The following is a 16,978-nucleotide window of genomic DNA, read 5'->3' as shown; positions in this document are numbered from 1 at the left end:
CGACCATGGCTAAAAACATTGAAGTTAAACATAATGCTACCCGCCTGTTAGAAAACTCTTCGTCCGAATAGTGTTACTAGTCAACGCTTTAGATTCCGATTAAACTCCTATTTAAAAGTAAAAATCTGCACATGGTTGTAAGCAAATATATAAATCATTAGGAATTATTTATCATCTTTGTATTGATTACTGCTGTCATTGTAGGATTGATGATTATTTTATCGACTAAGCGGCGACGTATATTAATTAGTCGATTAATTTTTGATTTTGTTAATCAAGTAGAAGCAAAACTCGCTAGATTGCATTGTGAAAGCCGTTCTATTTATGGGCTAGACGTGTTCTATCATAGCAACACGAAACACTTTTCTAATGATAAGCCTGCGCTGGTGCTTTTACACGGATTCAGTGCTGATAAGTATGTGTGGAATCGCTTTGCCAAAAGGTTCTCTTCTCAATATCAATTAATTATTCCGGATCTTAAAGGCCATGGCCAAACGGCTTACAGCCCCACTGATGATTATTCTGTACCCAGCCAATGCCGGATGTTATTGGCGCTATTAGCGCAATTGAACATTACGCGTTTTAGCATAGTGGGTAATTCTATGGGCGGAATGATGGCAGCTAAACTATTCGATGAAATGCCTGACCGTATTGAAAAAGCAGTTTTAATCGATCCTGCTGGCGCTAAGTCACCGTTCGCGCAAAACATGATAAATAACAATATAAACCCTTTTGAACACAATAATGAACAGGATTTTTTTAATTTTTACGATGTAATCATGGCAAAACCGCCATTTGTGCCAAGGTTTATTTTACGTGCACTGGCATGGGAATTTATTAATAAGCGTGAGCAATACACGCACATGTTTACTCAATTTTTCAACTTACGCGATTTTTATTCTCGTGATTATCGATTCGATTACTCTCAGTCGATGCTGATATGGGGTCTTAACGATAAGTTGTTGCCGGTAGACGATTTCACCCACTGGAAAATGATGCTCAATTCAAACACCCTTATTTATGAAGATCTTGGTCACATGCCCATGGTTGAAGATGTGAAGCGTGTGTCTAAAGATATTTTGGAATTTTTGAATAAGCAATAAAAGGGTTTGTTAGAAGTGGGTTATCTGGAACACCTGTTTTGGTAAGTTAAAAAAGTAAAAAGCCCTATTACTCAAACAGCAAATAGGGCTAAGTTTTTTCTATATTTTAATAAAACAAACTTCTAATCTTCTTTCTCTTCACTCTTTTTGTCGTCTTTGTACTTATCAAACCACGCTAAAATGTAGCCAACTTTACGTGCAAGGTTCGAAGGTTTGGCAGCGATACCATGATAAGCCCCTTGAATACGTACCAGTGCGCTATCGACGCCCTGTAGACGTAATGCGCCATAATACTGTTCGCTTTCAGACATCGGCGTACGTACGTCTAGTTCACCGGTAAGTACCATGGTTGGCGTTGTTACATTCCCAACTAATGATAACGGCGAACGGCTCCAATATTGCTCGTAATCATTCCAAGGTAAGTCTGTAAACCAATACTTGCTCATATAAGCATAGATATCAGAGGTACCAATCATGCTTGTCCAGTTTATAACTGGTTTTGCTACTACGGAGGCTTTAAAACGATCCGTTTTACCGATGATCCAAGAGGTCAGCGTACCGCCGCCAGAACCTCCCGTAACAAACAAGTTCGTCTCATTCACATAACCTTTGGCAATAGCAGCATCAACCATATCCATAAGGTCGTCATAATCTTGTGATGGATAATTTTTATCGATTAAATTAGCAAACTCTTCACCTTGAGATGTAGAGCCTCGCGGGTTGCCATATAAAACCACATAGCCAGCAGCTGCCATTAACTGTATTTCTGTTGAAAAGCTTGGGCCATACGCGGTGTGCGGGCCGCCGTGTATTTCTAAAATTAATGGGTATTTTTTTGCAGGATCAAAATTGGGAGGGGTGACTACCCAAGCCTGTAAATCTCTATTATCTACACTGCTTTTTAGCGCCATCAATTCTGGCTTATTCACTGTTTTATGGTCGAACACATCCCCATTTAAGTCAGTCAGTTGTTTAACTTTTCCCTTACTGGTCACTATCGCAAGTTCAGCGGGGCGATTTCCTAGCGACGCGGTATAAACAACACTGCCTTTAGACGTTACATCATAATCGCCCGATGTGTACGGCCTACCTAAGCTAGTGCCACCTACGCTACCCGTTTTTGTGGATATTTCACCTGACAAACTAACATAGCCCACATTTTTCTTACCCATATCGTCATAACTAAAATATAACCCCTTACCGTTATCTGCCCATTTAATGGCACCGACAGAGCGGTCTAACTTGCTTGTTAGGTTTGTAATGTTCGTGCCATCTGGATTCATTACGTATAACTGGCTTAGCTGATTTGACTTGCCATTATCTTCATTACCAACAAAGGCGATTCTCTTACCGTTAGGACTCAAATGAGGGCTGCGCTCAGGGCCACTCATATCGGTTAAATTTGTCACTTTTGACGTGTTTATATCAATGCTAAACAAATCGCTATTAAGCATATCGAATTCCGCTTCATCTCTTGTGTTTGCTGAGATGATTATCTGTTGGCCGCTTTTAGACCATGCAATGGTACCTGCGTGATCGTGTTCACCTGAAGTAATTTGCCTTGGTGTACCGCCAATGGTTGGCACAACATATATTTGCATGTTGCCGGGACGTTTCATTCCCATGCCATCTCGTTGGAAATTGGTTTGGTCAATATACTGAGGGTTTTCGGCCCACTTGGCCCCTTTAGGTTTAAAATCTAAATTAAATAACGGTTTGGCTTTAGTGGGTGTGAACATAGCAAAAGCTAGATATTTACCGTCGGGTGAAAAGCTCATGCTGCTAGGGCGCATTGCAACGTCGGTTACACGGGTTGTGCTGCTTGATGCTAAATCTTTCAAATAAACTTGAACCTTACCTTCTTTGCTTGAAAGATAAGCCATTTTAGCGCCGTCAGGTGAAAACACAGGGCTAAAGTGATTTTTACTGTCAGAAAGAATAGGTAAATGAGCACTACCATCTAAGGCTATTGACCATAGATTGCGCCGCATTGAATCAGTCATAATATCCATGCTGCGACGCTCGTAAACAACATGTTTACCATCAGGCGTCACTACAGGGTTAGCAGCGTACTCAAGATTAAATACGTCATTTAAAGACAAAGTACTACTTGCCGCTTCGTCTGCAAACGCTGAATGAGTGGTAAATAGTGTACTTATTACCAGTGTTAAAGCCGACTTGGTTAAATATTTCTTATTCATGGCGCGTGTGCTCTTATTGTTTTAATTCGATAAATAAAATTAGCATTGTATGCATTAACATAGCGTAAATAATTGTATATACACCTTATATTTTATTCGAAAAGTAGTATTTATAAGGTGAATTTCATATTCTGTAGGCACAAGACGCTGTAAGGGCTTTCTTCTTCTGTCTGGCGTTTAACATTCACAATTAAGCCTCAATGTCGGTATTATTGGCTAATTGAACTCGCAGCAAAAAAGAAAGCGATCTACCTTTATCATTCGTTTGACAGAGTGACAATTGGTGTAAACACCGTCATATACCTAACTACATCCTTGATGGAGAACACATGCATCAACTTAAACATCTCACTTTTAGCGCTGTGGTGGTTTTTTTCAGTTTTCCGATACTGGCGGCTTCTAACGTTATAACAAACGAACAAAAACAAACGGCTAACGACCTGATAGAAACGGCACTTGAAAGTAACTTAGGCATGGAAATCGTAACCTCGCTGACGACAGAGATAGGCCCTCGATTGGGCGGCTCTGAAACGGAAGAGCGTGCCAGAGACTGGGGCGTAAAACTGGGAGAACGTTTAGGCTTCGATGAAGTTCGTATTGAGCCGTTTACAATGCCTTTTTGGGATAGAGGCCACTTACATATTTCGTTAACCTCACCTTACCAACAAGATTTATACGGCACAGCGTTAGGCGGCGGAGCACCGACAAAAGAAAATATAAATGCCGATGTTGTGTATTTTAGAGACATTCACGCGTTATCAGGTGTTAAGGATGGAAGTCTGAGTGGAAAGGTTGCTTTTGTCGATGGCGACAAAATGGTTAAAAGCCAAACGGGCGCGGGCTATGGCCAAGCTAATCAACGTCGTAGAATTGGTTGGCAACATGCGCAACGTGCAGGCGCTAGCGCATTGGTTGTTCGCTCTGTTGGTTCAGACTCACATCGGTTTCCACACACTGGAATGATGAGTAGCGATGGTGATAACTGGGCGAACATTCCTGTTATCGCTATTTCAAATCCTGATGCTGACCATCTTCGCCGCTTACATAATTTAAGCAAGCCTATGAGTATTTCATTGCACTCAGAATCAAAGTGGAAAGGCGAAGTAAAAAGCGGGAACGTTATTCTTGATTTAGTTGGAAGTGAAAAACCTGAAGAAATCGTACTTATTGGAGGCCATTTAGACAGTTGGGATTTAGGTACTGGCGCAGTTGACGATGGTGCAGGTATTGCCATCACAACCGCAGCTGCCGCCTTAATTGCTAACTTACCAACTCGCCCCAAGCGCACAATTCGTGTGGTGATGTTTGGTGCAGAAGAAGTAGGTCTACTTGGGGCATTCGCCTATGCTAAACAGCATGATGCAAACTTAAAAAACCATGTTTTGGCAACCGAGTCTGACTTTGGTGCGCAAACCATTTGGCAATTAGTATCAAACGTTAATCCAGAAGCTACGTTGTTGATGGATGAAGTAGGAAAAATCCTGTCGCCTCTTGGCATAGTTAGAGGAGGAGCCGATGTACCTGGCGGTGGCCCTGATATTATTCCCTTGGCTAAAAAAGGTGTACCCACCATTCGATTAAACCAAAATGGACGGGATTACTTCGACTTGCATCATACGCCAGATGATACCCTTGATAAGATTGATCCAAATGAACTAGCACAGAATATTGCGGCTTATGCAGCAAGTATATATTTGATTGCCGATTCAGATGTGGTGTTAAAGCCTTAAGAAACTATTAGCGGGTGGCTAAAGCAAGCTGCCCGCTAAGCTTTTCCTCTTTTCCGTTTTCCCTTTTTGCGAAAAAAGAATACGAAAATGCGCGTTATTATTACTATTTCCTACGTGTAGCTCGCGGGGCATTTTCACTTTGTATTTCACGTTCAGTGTCGTTGTTTCTCGCCTGCTCTCTTAATTTAGCTCTCTTAATTTAGCTCTCATTGACGAAAGCACGTAATGCTTCAAGGTCTACCGGTTTGATAAAGTGAGCATTGAATCCCGCGGCTTCTGCCCGTCTTTTATCAGCTTCTAAACCGTAACCTGTAAGGGCTGCAAGGGGCAACGTCTGCGATTGCTTACGTATATGTTTGGCCAGTTCATACCCGTCCATGCCTGGTAAACCTATATCTAATAACATAACATCTGGCTCAAACACCTTTAACTTCGCTAATGCACTAGCCCCATCATGTACAATTGCAACCTGGTGCCCTGCAACTTCCAGTAACAGGGATAGGGTTTCAGCAATATCTTGATCGTCTTCTACAACTAGTACCCGCTTGGGGCGAACCTCGTTTTCTAGCTGTTGTTGTGGCAATGGTTTTACAGCAGTTTGACTAGCTGCTAGCGGTAAAGTAACAATAAACTCTGACCCTTTATTCAACCCCTCACTATGCGCCTCAACAGTTCCGCCATGGAGCTCCACAAGACGATGAACTATAGTAAGCCCAATTCCTAGTCCACCTTTAGCGCGATCTAATCCACGTTCCGCCTGCCTAAAGAGGTCGAAAACATGCTCCAATACCTCTGGAGTCATACCTATTCCCGTATCCGTTACGCGCAACTCTACACTCTCCTTGTTCCGCTCTAGCGAGAGCGCAATCGTTCCACCGGGATCGGTATACTTTGTGGCATTGGTAAGCAAATTCACCAATATTTGCTCTAATCTCACCGGGTCACCCAAGACCATCAAAGGTTCGTTTGATAATGAGAGGCTTAGTGTATGTTCATTTTCAACTATCTGCGTTTTCACGCTCTCTTGCGCGTAAGAGGTAATCTGAACAATATCTACCAGCTCCTCATTTATATCCACAAGACCGCGGGTAATTCGAGAAACATCCAGTAAATCGTTTACTAGCCCTTTGAGGATCTTAGACTGACGATTAAGGATATCGAGATAGCGTCGATTGGGTTCTTCGCCACCTTGTTCCATAAGAGTAACTGTATTACTAATTGCACCTAAGGGGTTGCGTAGTTCATGTGCCAGCATCGCCAAGAATTCGTCTTTACTACGATCTTCCTGCTTAAGTCGTTCATTAACGATACGTAGTGCCTCAGCTGCCTCTTTGCGCACATGGGCGAGATCTAAACACGCGCTAATTCTAGCCGTTAGTTCACGTGCTGCAAAAGGCTTCACCAAATAATCATCGGCACCCGCTTTAAGCCCCTCTACGCGCGCTTCCTCACCAGCTCGCGCAGAAAGAAGTATTACAGGTATACCTTTTGTCAGCCGATTATTGCGTAGTTTACCTAGTAGTTCGAAGCCATCTATCCCCGGCATCATTACGTCTGTTAGTACTAAGTCGGGGAGGTCTTCTATAATTCGCTCATACGCAGCATGGCCATTACTGACGGTCTCTACATTCCAATAGTCGCCTATCAACCTGTGCAAATATTCGCGCATGTCAGCATTGTCGTCTACCACCAATACTCTTGCCTTTGGAAAACGAGATAACCTATTGCTAATATCTAGCGTCGAAGCCGATTCAGCTAGGGCATCACTTTCTTTGTGAGCTTTCCGGTTAGGTTCATTTTCATCTAAATCTGGTAGCCAACGAAGTGCTTCGTCAATATAAGGCTGAGTACCTATTGCTGTGGATGAAAGTTTCTGCTGCGAGCCAATATCTTCAGATTGCAGATGGGCACCGCCGAAGGGAATACGTATAAAGAACGTTGTTCCCTCACCCACGCAACTCTGCACTTTTATCGAGCCTCCGTGCAAACTCACCAACTCGTGCACAAGAGAAAGGCCAATCCCCGTACCTTCAAATGTGCGCCCGCGTGCATTCTTTACCCGATTAAATCGCTCGAAAATATGAGGCAGCTTGTCGTCCTCAATACCAATTCCTGTATCTTGCACTTGTAGCTCAACCTCACTCTCAAGGGGAAGTAATGAAACGCGAATTTCGCCCTCAAATGTAAACTTCAAGGCGTTTGAAAGCAGGTTCAAAACCACTTTCTCCCACTTATCGCAGTCGACATAGACCTTTTCGTTAAGCTCAGGGGTATCTAACACTAATGTAAGTCCCGCTTTTTCAATCGCTGAGCGGAAGTTACTGGCTAGGTCTTGGGTTAACCGCGAGAGATCAGTAGGCGCATAATTCATATCAGTGCGTCCCGCTTCAATACGCGAGAAATCAAGCAGTGTATTAACCAACTTGAGCATACGTAAGGCGTTTCTGTGCACCATTATTAATTCATCTGGCGCAAGGGCTTGCTTAGGAGAGCGAAGTGCATCCTCAGTGGGCCCTAGCATCAGTGTTAGCGGTGTACGTAACTCATGACTTACATTGAGGAAAAAGGCAGTCTTAACACGATCTAGCTCTGCTAACGCTTCTAATCGCTTGCGTTCTTCCTCATGAGCGCGTGCACTCGCTATCCCTCTTGAGATTTGGCCTGCAGCGAGGCGGATAAGCTCATTATAACTATCATTAAGCGCACGTAGTGGGCTTACTCCTATCACTAAATAGCCATAGGGTTGACCGCCAGAGCCAGTCAGCGCCACAGCAACCGCCTTTTCGGGTGATGTATCCCAACAACCAGTGGGCATTTCACCTACCAGTGTCGACACATCTTCTACCACCAGAAAGCTGTCGCCAGAGACCTTGAATAACGGCCAAACTTGATTGCTCTTTTCGTTTAGTGGAATACTGGATGGCTGGCCAGCCCCCATATAGTTATCCAGCCCTGCAGATGCCACAAGATTTGCTTTGCTACCATTGTCATCAACCAGATAAAGTAGCGAAAATGGGAAATCAGCATTATTGGTGGCCAGTACCTCAGCGGCCATCTTACAGGCGTCCTCAGCAGAGCTAGGAGTGGGCTGCGCGCCGAGATCTCGAAGCAAAAGTAACTGGCGTTCACTTTGAACCTGTACCGTAGTTTCCTGACACGTCACCAGCACCCCGCCGATGCCTCCGTCATCATCTCTCACCGGACTGTAAGAAAAGGTGAAGTAGGTTTCTTCTATGAAACCTTTACGATTCATAGGCAGAAGTAAGTGCTCATTCCACGTCGCGCCTTTGCCGCTGAGCACGTGTTCTGATTGTGGTCCAATTATATGCCAGATTTCCTGCCATACTTCGGCTCCTGGCGCCCCCATAGCCTTCGGGTGCTTACCTCCCAACACAGCCACATAAGCATGATTGTAAATATGTAGAAGCTCAGAGCCCCACCAAAGGGTCATCGGAAAACGATTCTCAAGCACCATGGCGGCTATAGAGCGAAGACTTGCCGGCCAATTTTCGTAGGGGCCGAGCCTGGTACTAGACCAATCGAATGCTTTCATGCGGGTCGCTAGGTCTACCCCATCGGTCAGCAGTTTGTTGACGTGTTGCTTATCCACTAATACTCACTCCATACAATACTGCCCGACTTCTTATACGTTCGTGTTTTTCACGTTCGCTCTCTGACTAGTTTATAGAACATCTACCAGAGAGTAGAAAGGCCTGTAGTTTAATTCCATTTCTCAAAAATATATCAATACGTCAATGTATAGGCAAAAGATTAGATAAAGGTAATGGAGAGGGTTAAATCGGTGTTATCCTCAGGATGTAGAGAGTCGAGTTGCGAAAGTATAGGGCGTAAATAGATAACGCTTCACGCGCTAATTCATTTTTTTATGAGTAGATTTGTATCGATACATACGCTTATCTGCGAGGGAAATACATGCTTTAGCTGAATCACACTCAAGGCTTGTTGCAATGCCAAAGCTAACTCCCGCGCTATACCATGTTTTACTCAACTCCTCAGATATTGTCAGCATTAAAGAGCGCGCTTTATTTGTTAATTCTTGCGTATCGGCCGCAGACTTAGCTTTCAGTATACTGACAAATTCGTCCCCGCCAGAACGGAATATACCACCTCGAGGATAGAACGATTGCTGCATTAGGCTTGCCGTTTCAACAATGAGTTTGTCCCCTTCTTGATGCCCTTTCTTATCGTTTACTGTTTTTAAGCCATCGAGATCTACATAAACCACAACATAAAAACCGCTTAACTGGGTAACATATTCTGTAAGCGCAAATCGATTACCGAGTTTAGTCATCGCATCAGTACGAGATAAATAGTAGTTTCGGTTAAATTCGACTTGTTGAAGCTTAAACCATTCAGCTAAACATAATAATATGCAGATGCAATCTAACGACAACGCAATCACTACAACCGACTCTGAATAAGGAAGATCGCCGAAATACTGGCTGTGCGCGCCTACGTAATAGCCAAGTGAACTACTGTAAAGTAAGTTGCCCGTCAGAAAATACTTGGCGCGGAAGTCTTTTAACTTGAGCATACCGATGCCGACGGCTAACGTAACCACCACCCAAAACATCGCTATTATATGCGAGATTAAAAACGCCGTTGTGAACGGTAAGAACCACATTGCTATACCTAAGGCCACACTCGTTACGCTTAACCAACGCATAAAGCGGAATAGTTTTTTATGATTCGATTTGCAGTCGAAAAGATCTGAAACGAACTGTGCCGCACACGCTATAGCAAAAGGAAATAGTTTCATTCCCCAATAGCTACTGTTTATTGACATATCGAACAGGTCATCAATAAGCCCCGAGGCCGCTGCCCAACCAACACCATGTAGGCCCAAATAGCCAGCACAGGTAAGTGCTACCCGTTTCCGTGTACTCAAAAATGCGAGTAGCGCTAAAAGTGCGAGCAAAATCATTGTAGTTATAGCGGCAATCGATAACCCATTGTTATAAATCTGAAATGTGTAAAATGAAGCCGCGTCGAAAATAGAAATAGAAACAGGCGTGGGAAATTGTTTCGCTTCAATAAGCACCCATAACTCAATGGGGTTATTACGCTCAGCTTGAACAGCAAAACCCTGAAAGTGCAAAATCTGGGGCGTTTCGCCGTCTGCCAACTGCGAAAACACCGTAACGTTGGCTTGTTGGCTCTTTGATGAATAAGACGCTATACCAGTATCAATAAAGTTGGCGTTAATCATCACGAAGTATTGGCCAGTCTTGGAAGGACTTAAAGTTACTTTGGTTAAGTAGGAGCCAGACTTTCCACCTAATGCAGACCTGATAGGCAAAGTTGGATAGCCCGCCTGTACCATTTGAAATTTTTCAGCACTGTCAATATCCCTATAATGCATATCGACAGGTAAGCTTCGCCACAGGCTGGAGTCTGGAAGGGTAACTTTACCATTGCTCAATGACACAGATTCATTTCCTAGCGCAGGGAAAACTATGGCTAGGATAAGGAGAGACAGCCCCCTTGAAATTCGAAGGTTAGAAAGCAAATACTCGCCCCTGTTACCAATGTGGGTAGTAGACGAATTTGACTTCATTGACTACCCCTCGCTAGGTGGAATACAACTAATCAAAATATATACACAACGTAGCAAGATAACAATGGAGATTTTGGCTCTTAGTTTTACCTCAGGTAAGTTCAACTCACCACTTTACGCGCATCTTACTTTTTGAAGGTTACCCGTCTTTTCGTGTGCGCTTAAACTTTGGAGTCTAGCAAAATACACTAAGCGTAAATACTCTCAACCGTGGTATTAAGTAACCAACGTAAAAATACTTTCGTATCTTTGTTGTTATGAAATTGAACTGACTTTTGACACTCTTTATCGGTAAAAACAACGTTGAAGTTATTTACTGAAATTGTCGAAATAGGGGGAAGTGTACGGAGCGAAGCGCCGTTAATAGTATGAGACATATAATTTTTCTTTGTATAATAATGTTGCTAGTTTTTTATTCGTTTTAAAATTCCTTTCAAAATTCTGTTTTTATCAAACCAAAAATAAATAAAAATGTTAGTACTGCACAATTAAAAAAGGCTAAGTAGAAACTTAGCCTTTTGTCGTTGTATTTTAAAGTTCTACTTAAAGAACAACAACGTTTGCAGCTTGAAGGCCTTTTTGACCTTGTTCTACGCTGAAGCTTACCGCTTGGCCTTCAGAAAGCGTTTTGAAGCCGTCAGAAGCGATTGAACGGAAATGTACGAATACGTCTTTACCGCCACCGTCTTGAGTAAGAAAACCAAAACCTTTATCTTCGTTGAACCATTTAACTGTGCCGTTTACTGTATCAGACATGTTTGTAACCTTATATATTTGAAGTAATTGGTGAAATTCACCGGATAGCAATAGATTTAACTTACTAGTAACGCAAATGTATATCTATTAAAACTTCGATAAAACTGAAGAATAAAAGGGTACAACGCAGTAGTAGAAAAAGCTTTTAATTATCTAAAGCGGGCGTAATGTACATCTTTCAGTCAGGTAAGTCTACCGATATCGCTATTTATTTCTCTTATCGCGCAACATCTTGCTGTACAAGTTCCATTACAATCGCACACATATCATAACCCTCGTGCCCTCCCCTGCATTCACCATCAATTGACGTCGCAATCCTGCTGTCAACTTACATACGTATGTTGATAGGAATCCCCCTCTATATTAGCTAGGCTCATGTTCTTGTTACGCTAACGCGCTTAAAGATCACAACACGAGTAGAGGCTGTATGTCACAACATTATGTATTAAAAGAGAAAGTGGCTATTGTTACTGGCGGCGGTAAAGGCCTGGGTAAGTCGCTTACTCTGAGACTACTTCAAGAAGGTATGAAGGTCGCTATTTGCGGAAGAACCCCTGCCACTATAACCAACACAGTAGCAGAGCTTAAAGCCAAATTCGGTGAGCGGATTTATGGCCAGGTTTGCGATATTAGTGATGCATCTGCGGTAAGCCACTTTATAGGGCAAGTACGTTCACAGTTCGGCGATATTCAAGTATTGGTGAATAACAGTGGGTTTGGCAAAGGAACCTTAATTTGTGACACCAGCGAAAGCGACTGGGATGACGTTATGGATACCAATGTTAAAGGTACATTTTTGATGTGCAAAAACGTGGTGCCCAATATGATTAAGCAAAAGGAAGGGTACGTGGTAAATATTGCCTCTCAAGCTGCGTTAAACGGCTATCCGAATGCAGGCGTATATTGCGCGTCAAAGTTTGCCATGGTCGGTCTAGGCAAAGCCCTTCAAGAAGAAGTGCACGAGTACGGAATTCACGTTCACTCACTTAACCCTGCGCTTATTCAATCACAAAAAGCCCCTACGGATGAAATTAACACTGGGCTTATTCAAAATGATGACCTTAGTGATATGCTCGTTTATTTACTTCAGCAACCCCGTCGTCTTAAAATAGACAATATTGGAATGTGGGGCTTTTAGTTATCTTTTTTACTAGCTGTTTAACGATAGGCGCTTGCAGCCATTGCATCGGCGCCTTAGTGTCTCATTCCTTTCATATACCCATAGTAAACTGATTTATATGATGTCCTTAGAAGGACCGGGAGAGTGAAATGAGAATGCTACATACCATGCTTCGCGTTGAGGATCTTGATGCGTCTTTGCACTTCTACACCAACTTGATGGGTATGAAGCTGCTGAGAAAGTCTGAAAACCAAGCTTATGAATACACACTCGCTTTCGTGGGTTATGGCGAAGAAACTAACACTACGGTGCTTGAACTCACTTATAACTGGGGCGACGACACTTACGATAAAGGCACGGCTTACGGTCACATTGCTATTGAAGTAGACGACATTTATCAGTTCTGTGAAAACCTTGAGCAAAATGGCTGTGATGTCTATCGAAAGGCTGGTCCAGTAAAGGGCGGTTCTACTGTCATTGCTTTTGTTCGCGATCCAGATGGCTACGCCATTGAACTTATTCAAACAAAACCATAAGTCACTATTACAAAATACAGCGGCCCTATTAATAAGGATATTGCCATACTATGCTAAAAATTCCTCACGCGTCACTGACTTGCTCGTTAGTTTTCTCGCTTTTTATCTCTATTTTTGCAAGCCCAGTGCTATTGGCGAAAGACTTTGATGTTATAGCCCATAGGGGTGCCTCAGGTTATCTGCCTGAGCATACATTAGAAGCCGCCACACTTGCTTTTGCCATGAACCCTGACTTTATTGAGCAAGATGCGGTTATTACCAAAGATGGGATTGCCGTGGTGTTGCATGACATACATTTAGAAACAGTAACCAACGTTGAGCAGGTATTTCCTGAGCGAGCGCGTAAAGATGGTCGCTTTTACGCTTTAGACTTCACGCTAGATGAGCTTCGCACCCTGCAAGTACATGAACGAGCCAACAACAAAGGCGAGCAAGTTTTCACAACACGTTATACGGGGAATACGGCGAACTTTACCGTAGCAACCTTGGATGAACATTACGAGCTTATCACTCAACTCAATCGAGAGTTCGAAACCGATGTAGGGGTTTATACGGAAGTAAAGTCACCAGCGTGGCATACCGAACAAGGCGTAGATGCAAGCCAAATTGTAATTGCCTCCCTAACTCGCTTTAATCTTGCCAGTAAAAACGCCAACAGTTACTTGCAGTGTTTCGACTTCAATGAAATAAAGCGCATTAGAAACGAACTAAACTATGCGGGCAAAGTGGTCATGCTAATCGGTGAGAACAGCTGGGCGGAATCAACCACAGACTACGGTTGGATAAAAAGTGAAGCCGGCATGAAAGCAGTAGCTAAATATGCCGATGGTTTAGGCCCTTGGTTAGGGCAACTACTAGATCCGCAAGCGATGAAAGCGGGTAAACTGGTGCCGGCACCTTGGCTTGAACATGCCCATTCAGAAGGTTTCGTTATTCATCCATACACTTTTCGTGAAGATGCTCTGCCGCCAGGCATGACAGCAGAACAGCTTCTCTCTACCCTGAAACACGTGGTGAACGTAGACGGCGTATTTACCGACCATGTGCCACCAGTCAAAGCGTGGCTTGAGGCACAAGGCGAGTAGCAATAATAAATTAAGCTATTATACAACACACAAAAAAAGCGGCTAATAGCCGCTTTTTATATTCGAATCACAAAATAAATTTTCAATTCAGTCACTGAGTCAATCACTAGGATTTAGATAACCGTACCACTACCCTTCTATTTTGTGCTCTTGATTCGCGGGTATTGTTATTCGCGATATGACGCTTCTCGCCGTGCCCCGTAAGTTGAATTCTGTCATCGGGCACACCAATAGTAGTTAAGTAGCTTTTTACTTCATTGGCTCGGCGTATAGATAGTTGTTCGTTGTTCCATCGCCCGCCATAACTGTCGGTATAGCCATCAAGCAAAACTAACTCTAAGTCACTATCCTCTTTTAGGTATTCCCCAATCATTGTTAGGCGCTTTTGCGAATACTTAGTCAGTTCGGTACTGTTTTTCTGATACGACAACACCGTGTAGGCAATATCGTCGAAATTATAAGGCAATAAATTAGACACACACTCAACGAAGTCTCGATACACCAACGAGAAATTACTGGCGTTTAATGCAACGCTCACTTTATCGTATTCGTTGTACCAGTCTTGATAATAAATGGTGGGCCAGAAGCCTTTCTCAAGTTCACTTAACATAGTCCATGCGGCGTCTTGTGGAAGGTCACCATTATATTGCGTTCGCAATGTCATATCGGCGATAGTTTTAGGCGCAACACCCGGCATCCACTTTGGCGGTACAGAATAGACAGCAGCCACATCGAAGCGATTAGGCAATAAGTGCATATCTAGCTCGAATTCCATATTAAGCCGTTTTGAAGCCACGCTAGTAAACATGGCATCGCCGTACCCTGGTAAAGGATGGTTCAAGGTACATTGCAAACGCGATGCATCAACCACTTCCCAGTTCGACGTTTCTACCGTAGCCGAATACTGACGCATAGCACCGCTTGCGACCGTAGTAAAAAACAACGGAATAAGTAAACCGAATTTACGCTTCACAACTATACCCACTCAACTGATAAACCATACCTAACGAAAAGGCGCTTACAGAATATATCGTCCTTAGTGTAGAAAAGTTTAGCCTTCTATTCCATCAATTATACATTGAATTGCAGCTTCCATAGCCCGTCATTTAGTCCATCAACGAAATTCAGGCTGGATACCGTGTGTTATCCTTGCCATAATCGCTCCACTTTCCGTAGCATTTTTATATTGATACAGCCGTGTTACGTAACCAAAAAACCTGCTAAGAGAAACTATGTCTGAGTTGCACCATTCCCTTCCTCATCGTTTTAGAGGCTACTTTCCTGTTGTTATTGACGTCGAAACCGCTGGTTTTAATTCTGGAACCGACGCCTTACTTGAAATCGCTGCCGTCACGGTAAAAATGGAAGAAGATGGGCTAATTTATCCTGACCAAACTTTTCATTACCATGTCGACCCTTTTGAAGGGGCCAACTTAGAGCCCGCAGCGCTAGAGTTTAACGGTATTGACCCTCACTGTGCTCTGCGCGGAGCCATTGAAGAAAGTGAAGCGATGAAGTCACTGTGCAAAGGCATTCGTAAAGCGCAAAAAGATGCGGATTGCCAGCGCTCGGTGATTGTGGCGCATAACGCCACCTTCGATCAAAGTTTCGTGAACGCAGCCATAGCCCGCTGCAACATTAAGCGCACGCCTTTCCACCCATTTGTATCATTTGATACCACCAGCCTTGCAGGTTTAACATTAGGCCAAACCGTATTGGTTAAAGCCTGCCGAGCGGCAGGTATCGAGTTTGATCAAAAAGAAGCCCACAGCGCATTATATGATGCGCAAAAAACCACAGAGCTATTTTGCTTTATGGTAAATCGCTATAAAGCACTGGGCGGCTGGCCCTTGGCAGATCAACCCGCCAATCCTGATCAGCCTTGCTGATAAGCAATATCTAAAATGGAGGCTTAGCGGCAAACCCATTTCATCAAAATCGATTTGATAGAAATAAAAAACAGCGCCGAATGGCGCTGTTTTAGTATTAGGTAGACGCATTTGCGAAACGCTTAGCATGTTTTTTTACATACTTAATATAGTTGCGTTCGGCACAGCGTTAATTATTATAACTTGTCAGCTTCTGCTGCAAGGTACTTAGCCACGCCTTCCGGTGATGCATCCATACCAGCTTTACCTTGTGTCCAACCCGCAGGGCAAACTTCGCCATGATCTTGATGGAATGCTAGCGCATCAACCATACGAAGCATTTCGTCTACGTTGCGGCCTAGCGGAAGGTCGTTAATCACTTGGTGACGTACAAGGCCTTCTTCATCAATCAGGAAAGAGCCACGAAATGCCACGCCATCTTCAGGGTGCTCTACATCATACGCCTGGCAGATTTCATGTTTTACGTCGGCCACCAAGGTGTATTGTACTGGGCCAATACCCCCTTCGTTTACTGGCGTATTTCGCCATGCATTGTGAGAAAACTGTGAATCGATAGAAACACCAATCACTTCTACGCCACGCTTTTTGAATTCTTCAAAACGCTTATCAAAAGCAATCAGTTCAGAAGGGCAAACAAAGGTAAAATCTAGCGGATAGAAAAATAGTACCGTTTTTTTACCTTTAATGGTTTCAGATAGTGAAAATGAGTCAACTATTTCACCTGAATCTAATACTGCAGCCGCGGTAAAATCCGGCGCTGGACGACCAACTAATACACTCATGAGTATCTCCAATTTATTTAAAAATTTAATAATAAGTAAAACGTCTTATTACTAGGCGTTTTCTATCTGTCTTTATTGGTACTTAATTTTAGATAACAAGCTATAACGCATTGTACTTTCGCTAATTTCTCATGAATATTTCACTCATCGTACCAAAGCACACCTTTTTTAATGATTTATTGAGTGTGAATACGACTA

Annotated in this window: 13 protein-coding genes; 6 read left to right on the top strand and 7 right to left on the bottom strand. The window is 43.2% G+C overall.

The window, feature by feature from the left end; translation table 11 throughout:
- Nucleotides 1–209 precede the first annotated feature (209 nt).
- Entirely contained in the window at nucleotides 210–1,103 is an 894-nt protein-coding gene (locus FLAVO9R_RS05835; protein ID WP_159529612.1) for an alpha/beta fold hydrolase, read from the top strand.
- A 122-nt stretch (nucleotides 1,104–1,225) separates the two neighbouring features.
- On the opposite strand, the gene FLAVO9R_RS05830 is transcribed toward FLAVO9R_RS05835, so the two are convergent.
- Complete coding sequence (locus FLAVO9R_RS05830) at nucleotides 1,226–3,304, bottom strand: S9 family peptidase (protein ID WP_159529610.1); 2,079 nt, start codon at nucleotides 3,302–3,304, stop codon at nucleotides 1,226–1,228.
- A 329-nt stretch (nucleotides 3,305–3,633) separates the two neighbouring features.
- Between FLAVO9R_RS05830 and FLAVO9R_RS05825 the strand changes: the two genes are divergently transcribed.
- Nucleotides 3,634–5,034, top strand: a complete 1,401-nt coding sequence (locus FLAVO9R_RS05825) for a M20/M25/M40 family metallo-hydrolase (protein ID WP_159529608.1) — start codon at nucleotides 3,634–3,636, stop codon at nucleotides 5,032–5,034.
- 199 nt (nucleotides 5,035–5,233) lie between these two features.
- Here FLAVO9R_RS05825 and FLAVO9R_RS05820 read toward each other — a convergent pair whose 3' ends face one another.
- The 4 genes from FLAVO9R_RS05820 to cspE all read right to left on the bottom strand — a co-directional run bounded on the left by FLAVO9R_RS05820 (nucleotide 5,234) and on the right by cspE (nucleotide 11,368).
- Nucleotides 5,234–8,644 carry an ATP-binding protein gene (locus tag FLAVO9R_RS05820; protein ID WP_159529606.1) on the bottom strand — a complete coding sequence of 1,137 codons (3,411 nt, stop codon included), beginning with the start codon at nucleotides 8,642–8,644 and terminating at the stop codon, nucleotides 5,234–5,236.
- A 261-nt stretch (nucleotides 8,645–8,905) separates the two neighbouring features.
- Complete coding sequence (locus tag FLAVO9R_RS05815) at nucleotides 8,906–10,612, bottom strand: GGDEF domain-containing protein (RefSeq protein ID WP_220099804.1); 1,707 nt, start codon at nucleotides 10,610–10,612, stop codon at nucleotides 8,906–8,908.
- 188 nt (nucleotides 10,613–10,800) lie between these two features.
- Nucleotides 10,801–10,989, bottom strand: a complete 189-nt coding sequence (locus FLAVO9R_RS05810; RefSeq protein ID WP_159529604.1) for a hypothetical protein — start codon at nucleotides 10,987–10,989, stop codon at nucleotides 10,801–10,803.
- A 166-nt stretch (nucleotides 10,990–11,155) separates the two neighbouring features.
- Nucleotides 11,156–11,368 carry a transcription antiterminator/RNA stability regulator CspE gene (gene cspE, locus FLAVO9R_RS05805; protein WP_013784966.1) on the bottom strand — a complete coding sequence of 71 codons (213 nt, stop codon included), beginning with the start codon at nucleotides 11,366–11,368 and terminating at the stop codon, nucleotides 11,156–11,158.
- Nucleotides 11,369–11,795: 427 nt separating this feature from the next.
- On the opposite strand from cspE, the gene FLAVO9R_RS05800 reads away from it, so the two are divergent.
- The 3 genes from FLAVO9R_RS05800 to glpQ all read left to right on the top strand — a co-directional run bounded on the left by FLAVO9R_RS05800 (nucleotide 11,796) and on the right by glpQ (nucleotide 14,109).
- Complete coding sequence (locus tag FLAVO9R_RS05800) at nucleotides 11,796–12,506, top strand: SDR family oxidoreductase (protein ID WP_159529602.1); 711 nt, start codon at nucleotides 11,796–11,798, stop codon at nucleotides 12,504–12,506.
- Nucleotides 12,507–12,637: 131 nt separating this feature from the next.
- Nucleotides 12,638–13,024, top strand: coding sequence for a lactoylglutathione lyase (gloA, locus tag FLAVO9R_RS05795; protein ID WP_159529600.1), 387 nt, complete (start codon nucleotides 12,638–12,640; stop codon nucleotides 13,022–13,024).
- A gap of 50 nt (nucleotides 13,025–13,074) precedes the next feature.
- The gene (gene glpQ / locus FLAVO9R_RS05790) at nucleotides 13,075–14,109 is read left to right on the top strand and encodes a glycerophosphodiester phosphodiesterase (protein WP_159529598.1); all 1,035 of its coding nucleotides are present in this window, start codon (nucleotides 13,075–13,077) and stop codon (nucleotides 14,107–14,109) included.
- A gap of 106 nt (nucleotides 14,110–14,215) precedes the next feature.
- Here the strand turns inward: glpQ and FLAVO9R_RS05785 are convergent, their stop codons facing one another.
- Nucleotides 14,216–15,022 carry a flagellar protein MotY gene (locus tag FLAVO9R_RS05785; protein WP_159534411.1) on the bottom strand — a complete coding sequence of 269 codons (807 nt, stop codon included), beginning with the start codon at nucleotides 15,020–15,022 and terminating at the stop codon, nucleotides 14,216–14,218.
- A gap of 319 nt (nucleotides 15,023–15,341) precedes the next feature.
- Between FLAVO9R_RS05785 and rnt the strand changes: the two genes are divergently transcribed.
- Nucleotides 15,342–15,998, top strand: a complete 657-nt coding sequence (gene rnt, locus FLAVO9R_RS05780; RefSeq protein WP_159529596.1) for a ribonuclease T — start codon at nucleotides 15,342–15,344, stop codon at nucleotides 15,996–15,998.
- 176 nt (nucleotides 15,999–16,174) lie between these two features.
- On the opposite strand, the gene FLAVO9R_RS05775 is transcribed toward rnt, so the two are convergent.
- Nucleotides 16,175–16,780: a peroxiredoxin gene (locus FLAVO9R_RS05775; protein ID WP_159529594.1), complete on the bottom strand. Its 606-nt coding sequence runs from the start codon at nucleotides 16,778–16,780 to the stop codon at nucleotides 16,175–16,177.
- Nucleotides 16,781–16,978: the final 198 nt, after the last annotated feature.

This window comes from Alteromonas sp. 38 (genome assembly GCF_902506055.1).
In the GTDB taxonomy this organism is placed as follows: Bacteria; Pseudomonadota; Gammaproteobacteria; order Enterobacterales; family Alteromonadaceae; genus Alteromonas; species Alteromonas lipotrueae.
The sequence above is the reverse complement of the archived record's forward strand: the minus strand, read 5'-3'. Positions and strand labels throughout refer to the sequence as shown.

Coding starts and splice junctions, on each gene's coding strand:
- FLAVO9R_RS05775 (WP_159529594.1), bottom strand. CDS start 16,780: ATGAGTGTATTAGTTGGTCGTCCAGCGCCGGATTTTACCGCGGCTGCA.
- gloA (WP_159529600.1), top strand. CDS start 12,638: ATGAGAATGCTACATACCATGCTTCGCGTTGAGGATCTTGATGCGTCT.
- glpQ (WP_159529598.1), top strand. CDS start 13,075: ATGCTAAAAATTCCTCACGCGTCACTGACTTGCTCGTTAGTTTTCTCG.
- cspE (WP_013784966.1), bottom strand. CDS start 11,368: ATGTCTGATACAGTAAACGGCACAGTTAAATGGTTCAACGAAGATAAA.
- FLAVO9R_RS05785 (WP_159534411.1), bottom strand. CDS start 15,022: ATGCGTCAGTATTCGGCTACGGTAGAAACGTCGAACTGGGAAGTGGTT.
- FLAVO9R_RS05815 (WP_220099804.1), bottom strand. CDS start 10,612: ATGAAGTCAAATTCGTCTACTACCCACATTGGTAACAGGGGCGAGTAT.
- rnt (WP_159529596.1), top strand. CDS start 15,342: ATGTCTGAGTTGCACCATTCCCTTCCTCATCGTTTTAGAGGCTACTTT.
- FLAVO9R_RS05830 (WP_159529610.1), bottom strand. CDS start 3,304: ATGAATAAGAAATATTTAACCAAGTCGGCTTTAACACTGGTAATAAGT.
- FLAVO9R_RS05835 (WP_159529612.1), top strand. CDS start 210: ATGATTATTTTATCGACTAAGCGGCGACGTATATTAATTAGTCGATTA.
- FLAVO9R_RS05810 (WP_159529604.1), bottom strand. CDS start 10,989: ATGTCTCATACTATTAACGGCGCTTCGCTCCGTACACTTCCCCCTATT.
- FLAVO9R_RS05825 (WP_159529608.1), top strand. CDS start 3,634: ATGCATCAACTTAAACATCTCACTTTTAGCGCTGTGGTGGTTTTTTTC.
- FLAVO9R_RS05800 (WP_159529602.1), top strand. CDS start 11,796: ATGTCACAACATTATGTATTAAAAGAGAAAGTGGCTATTGTTACTGGC.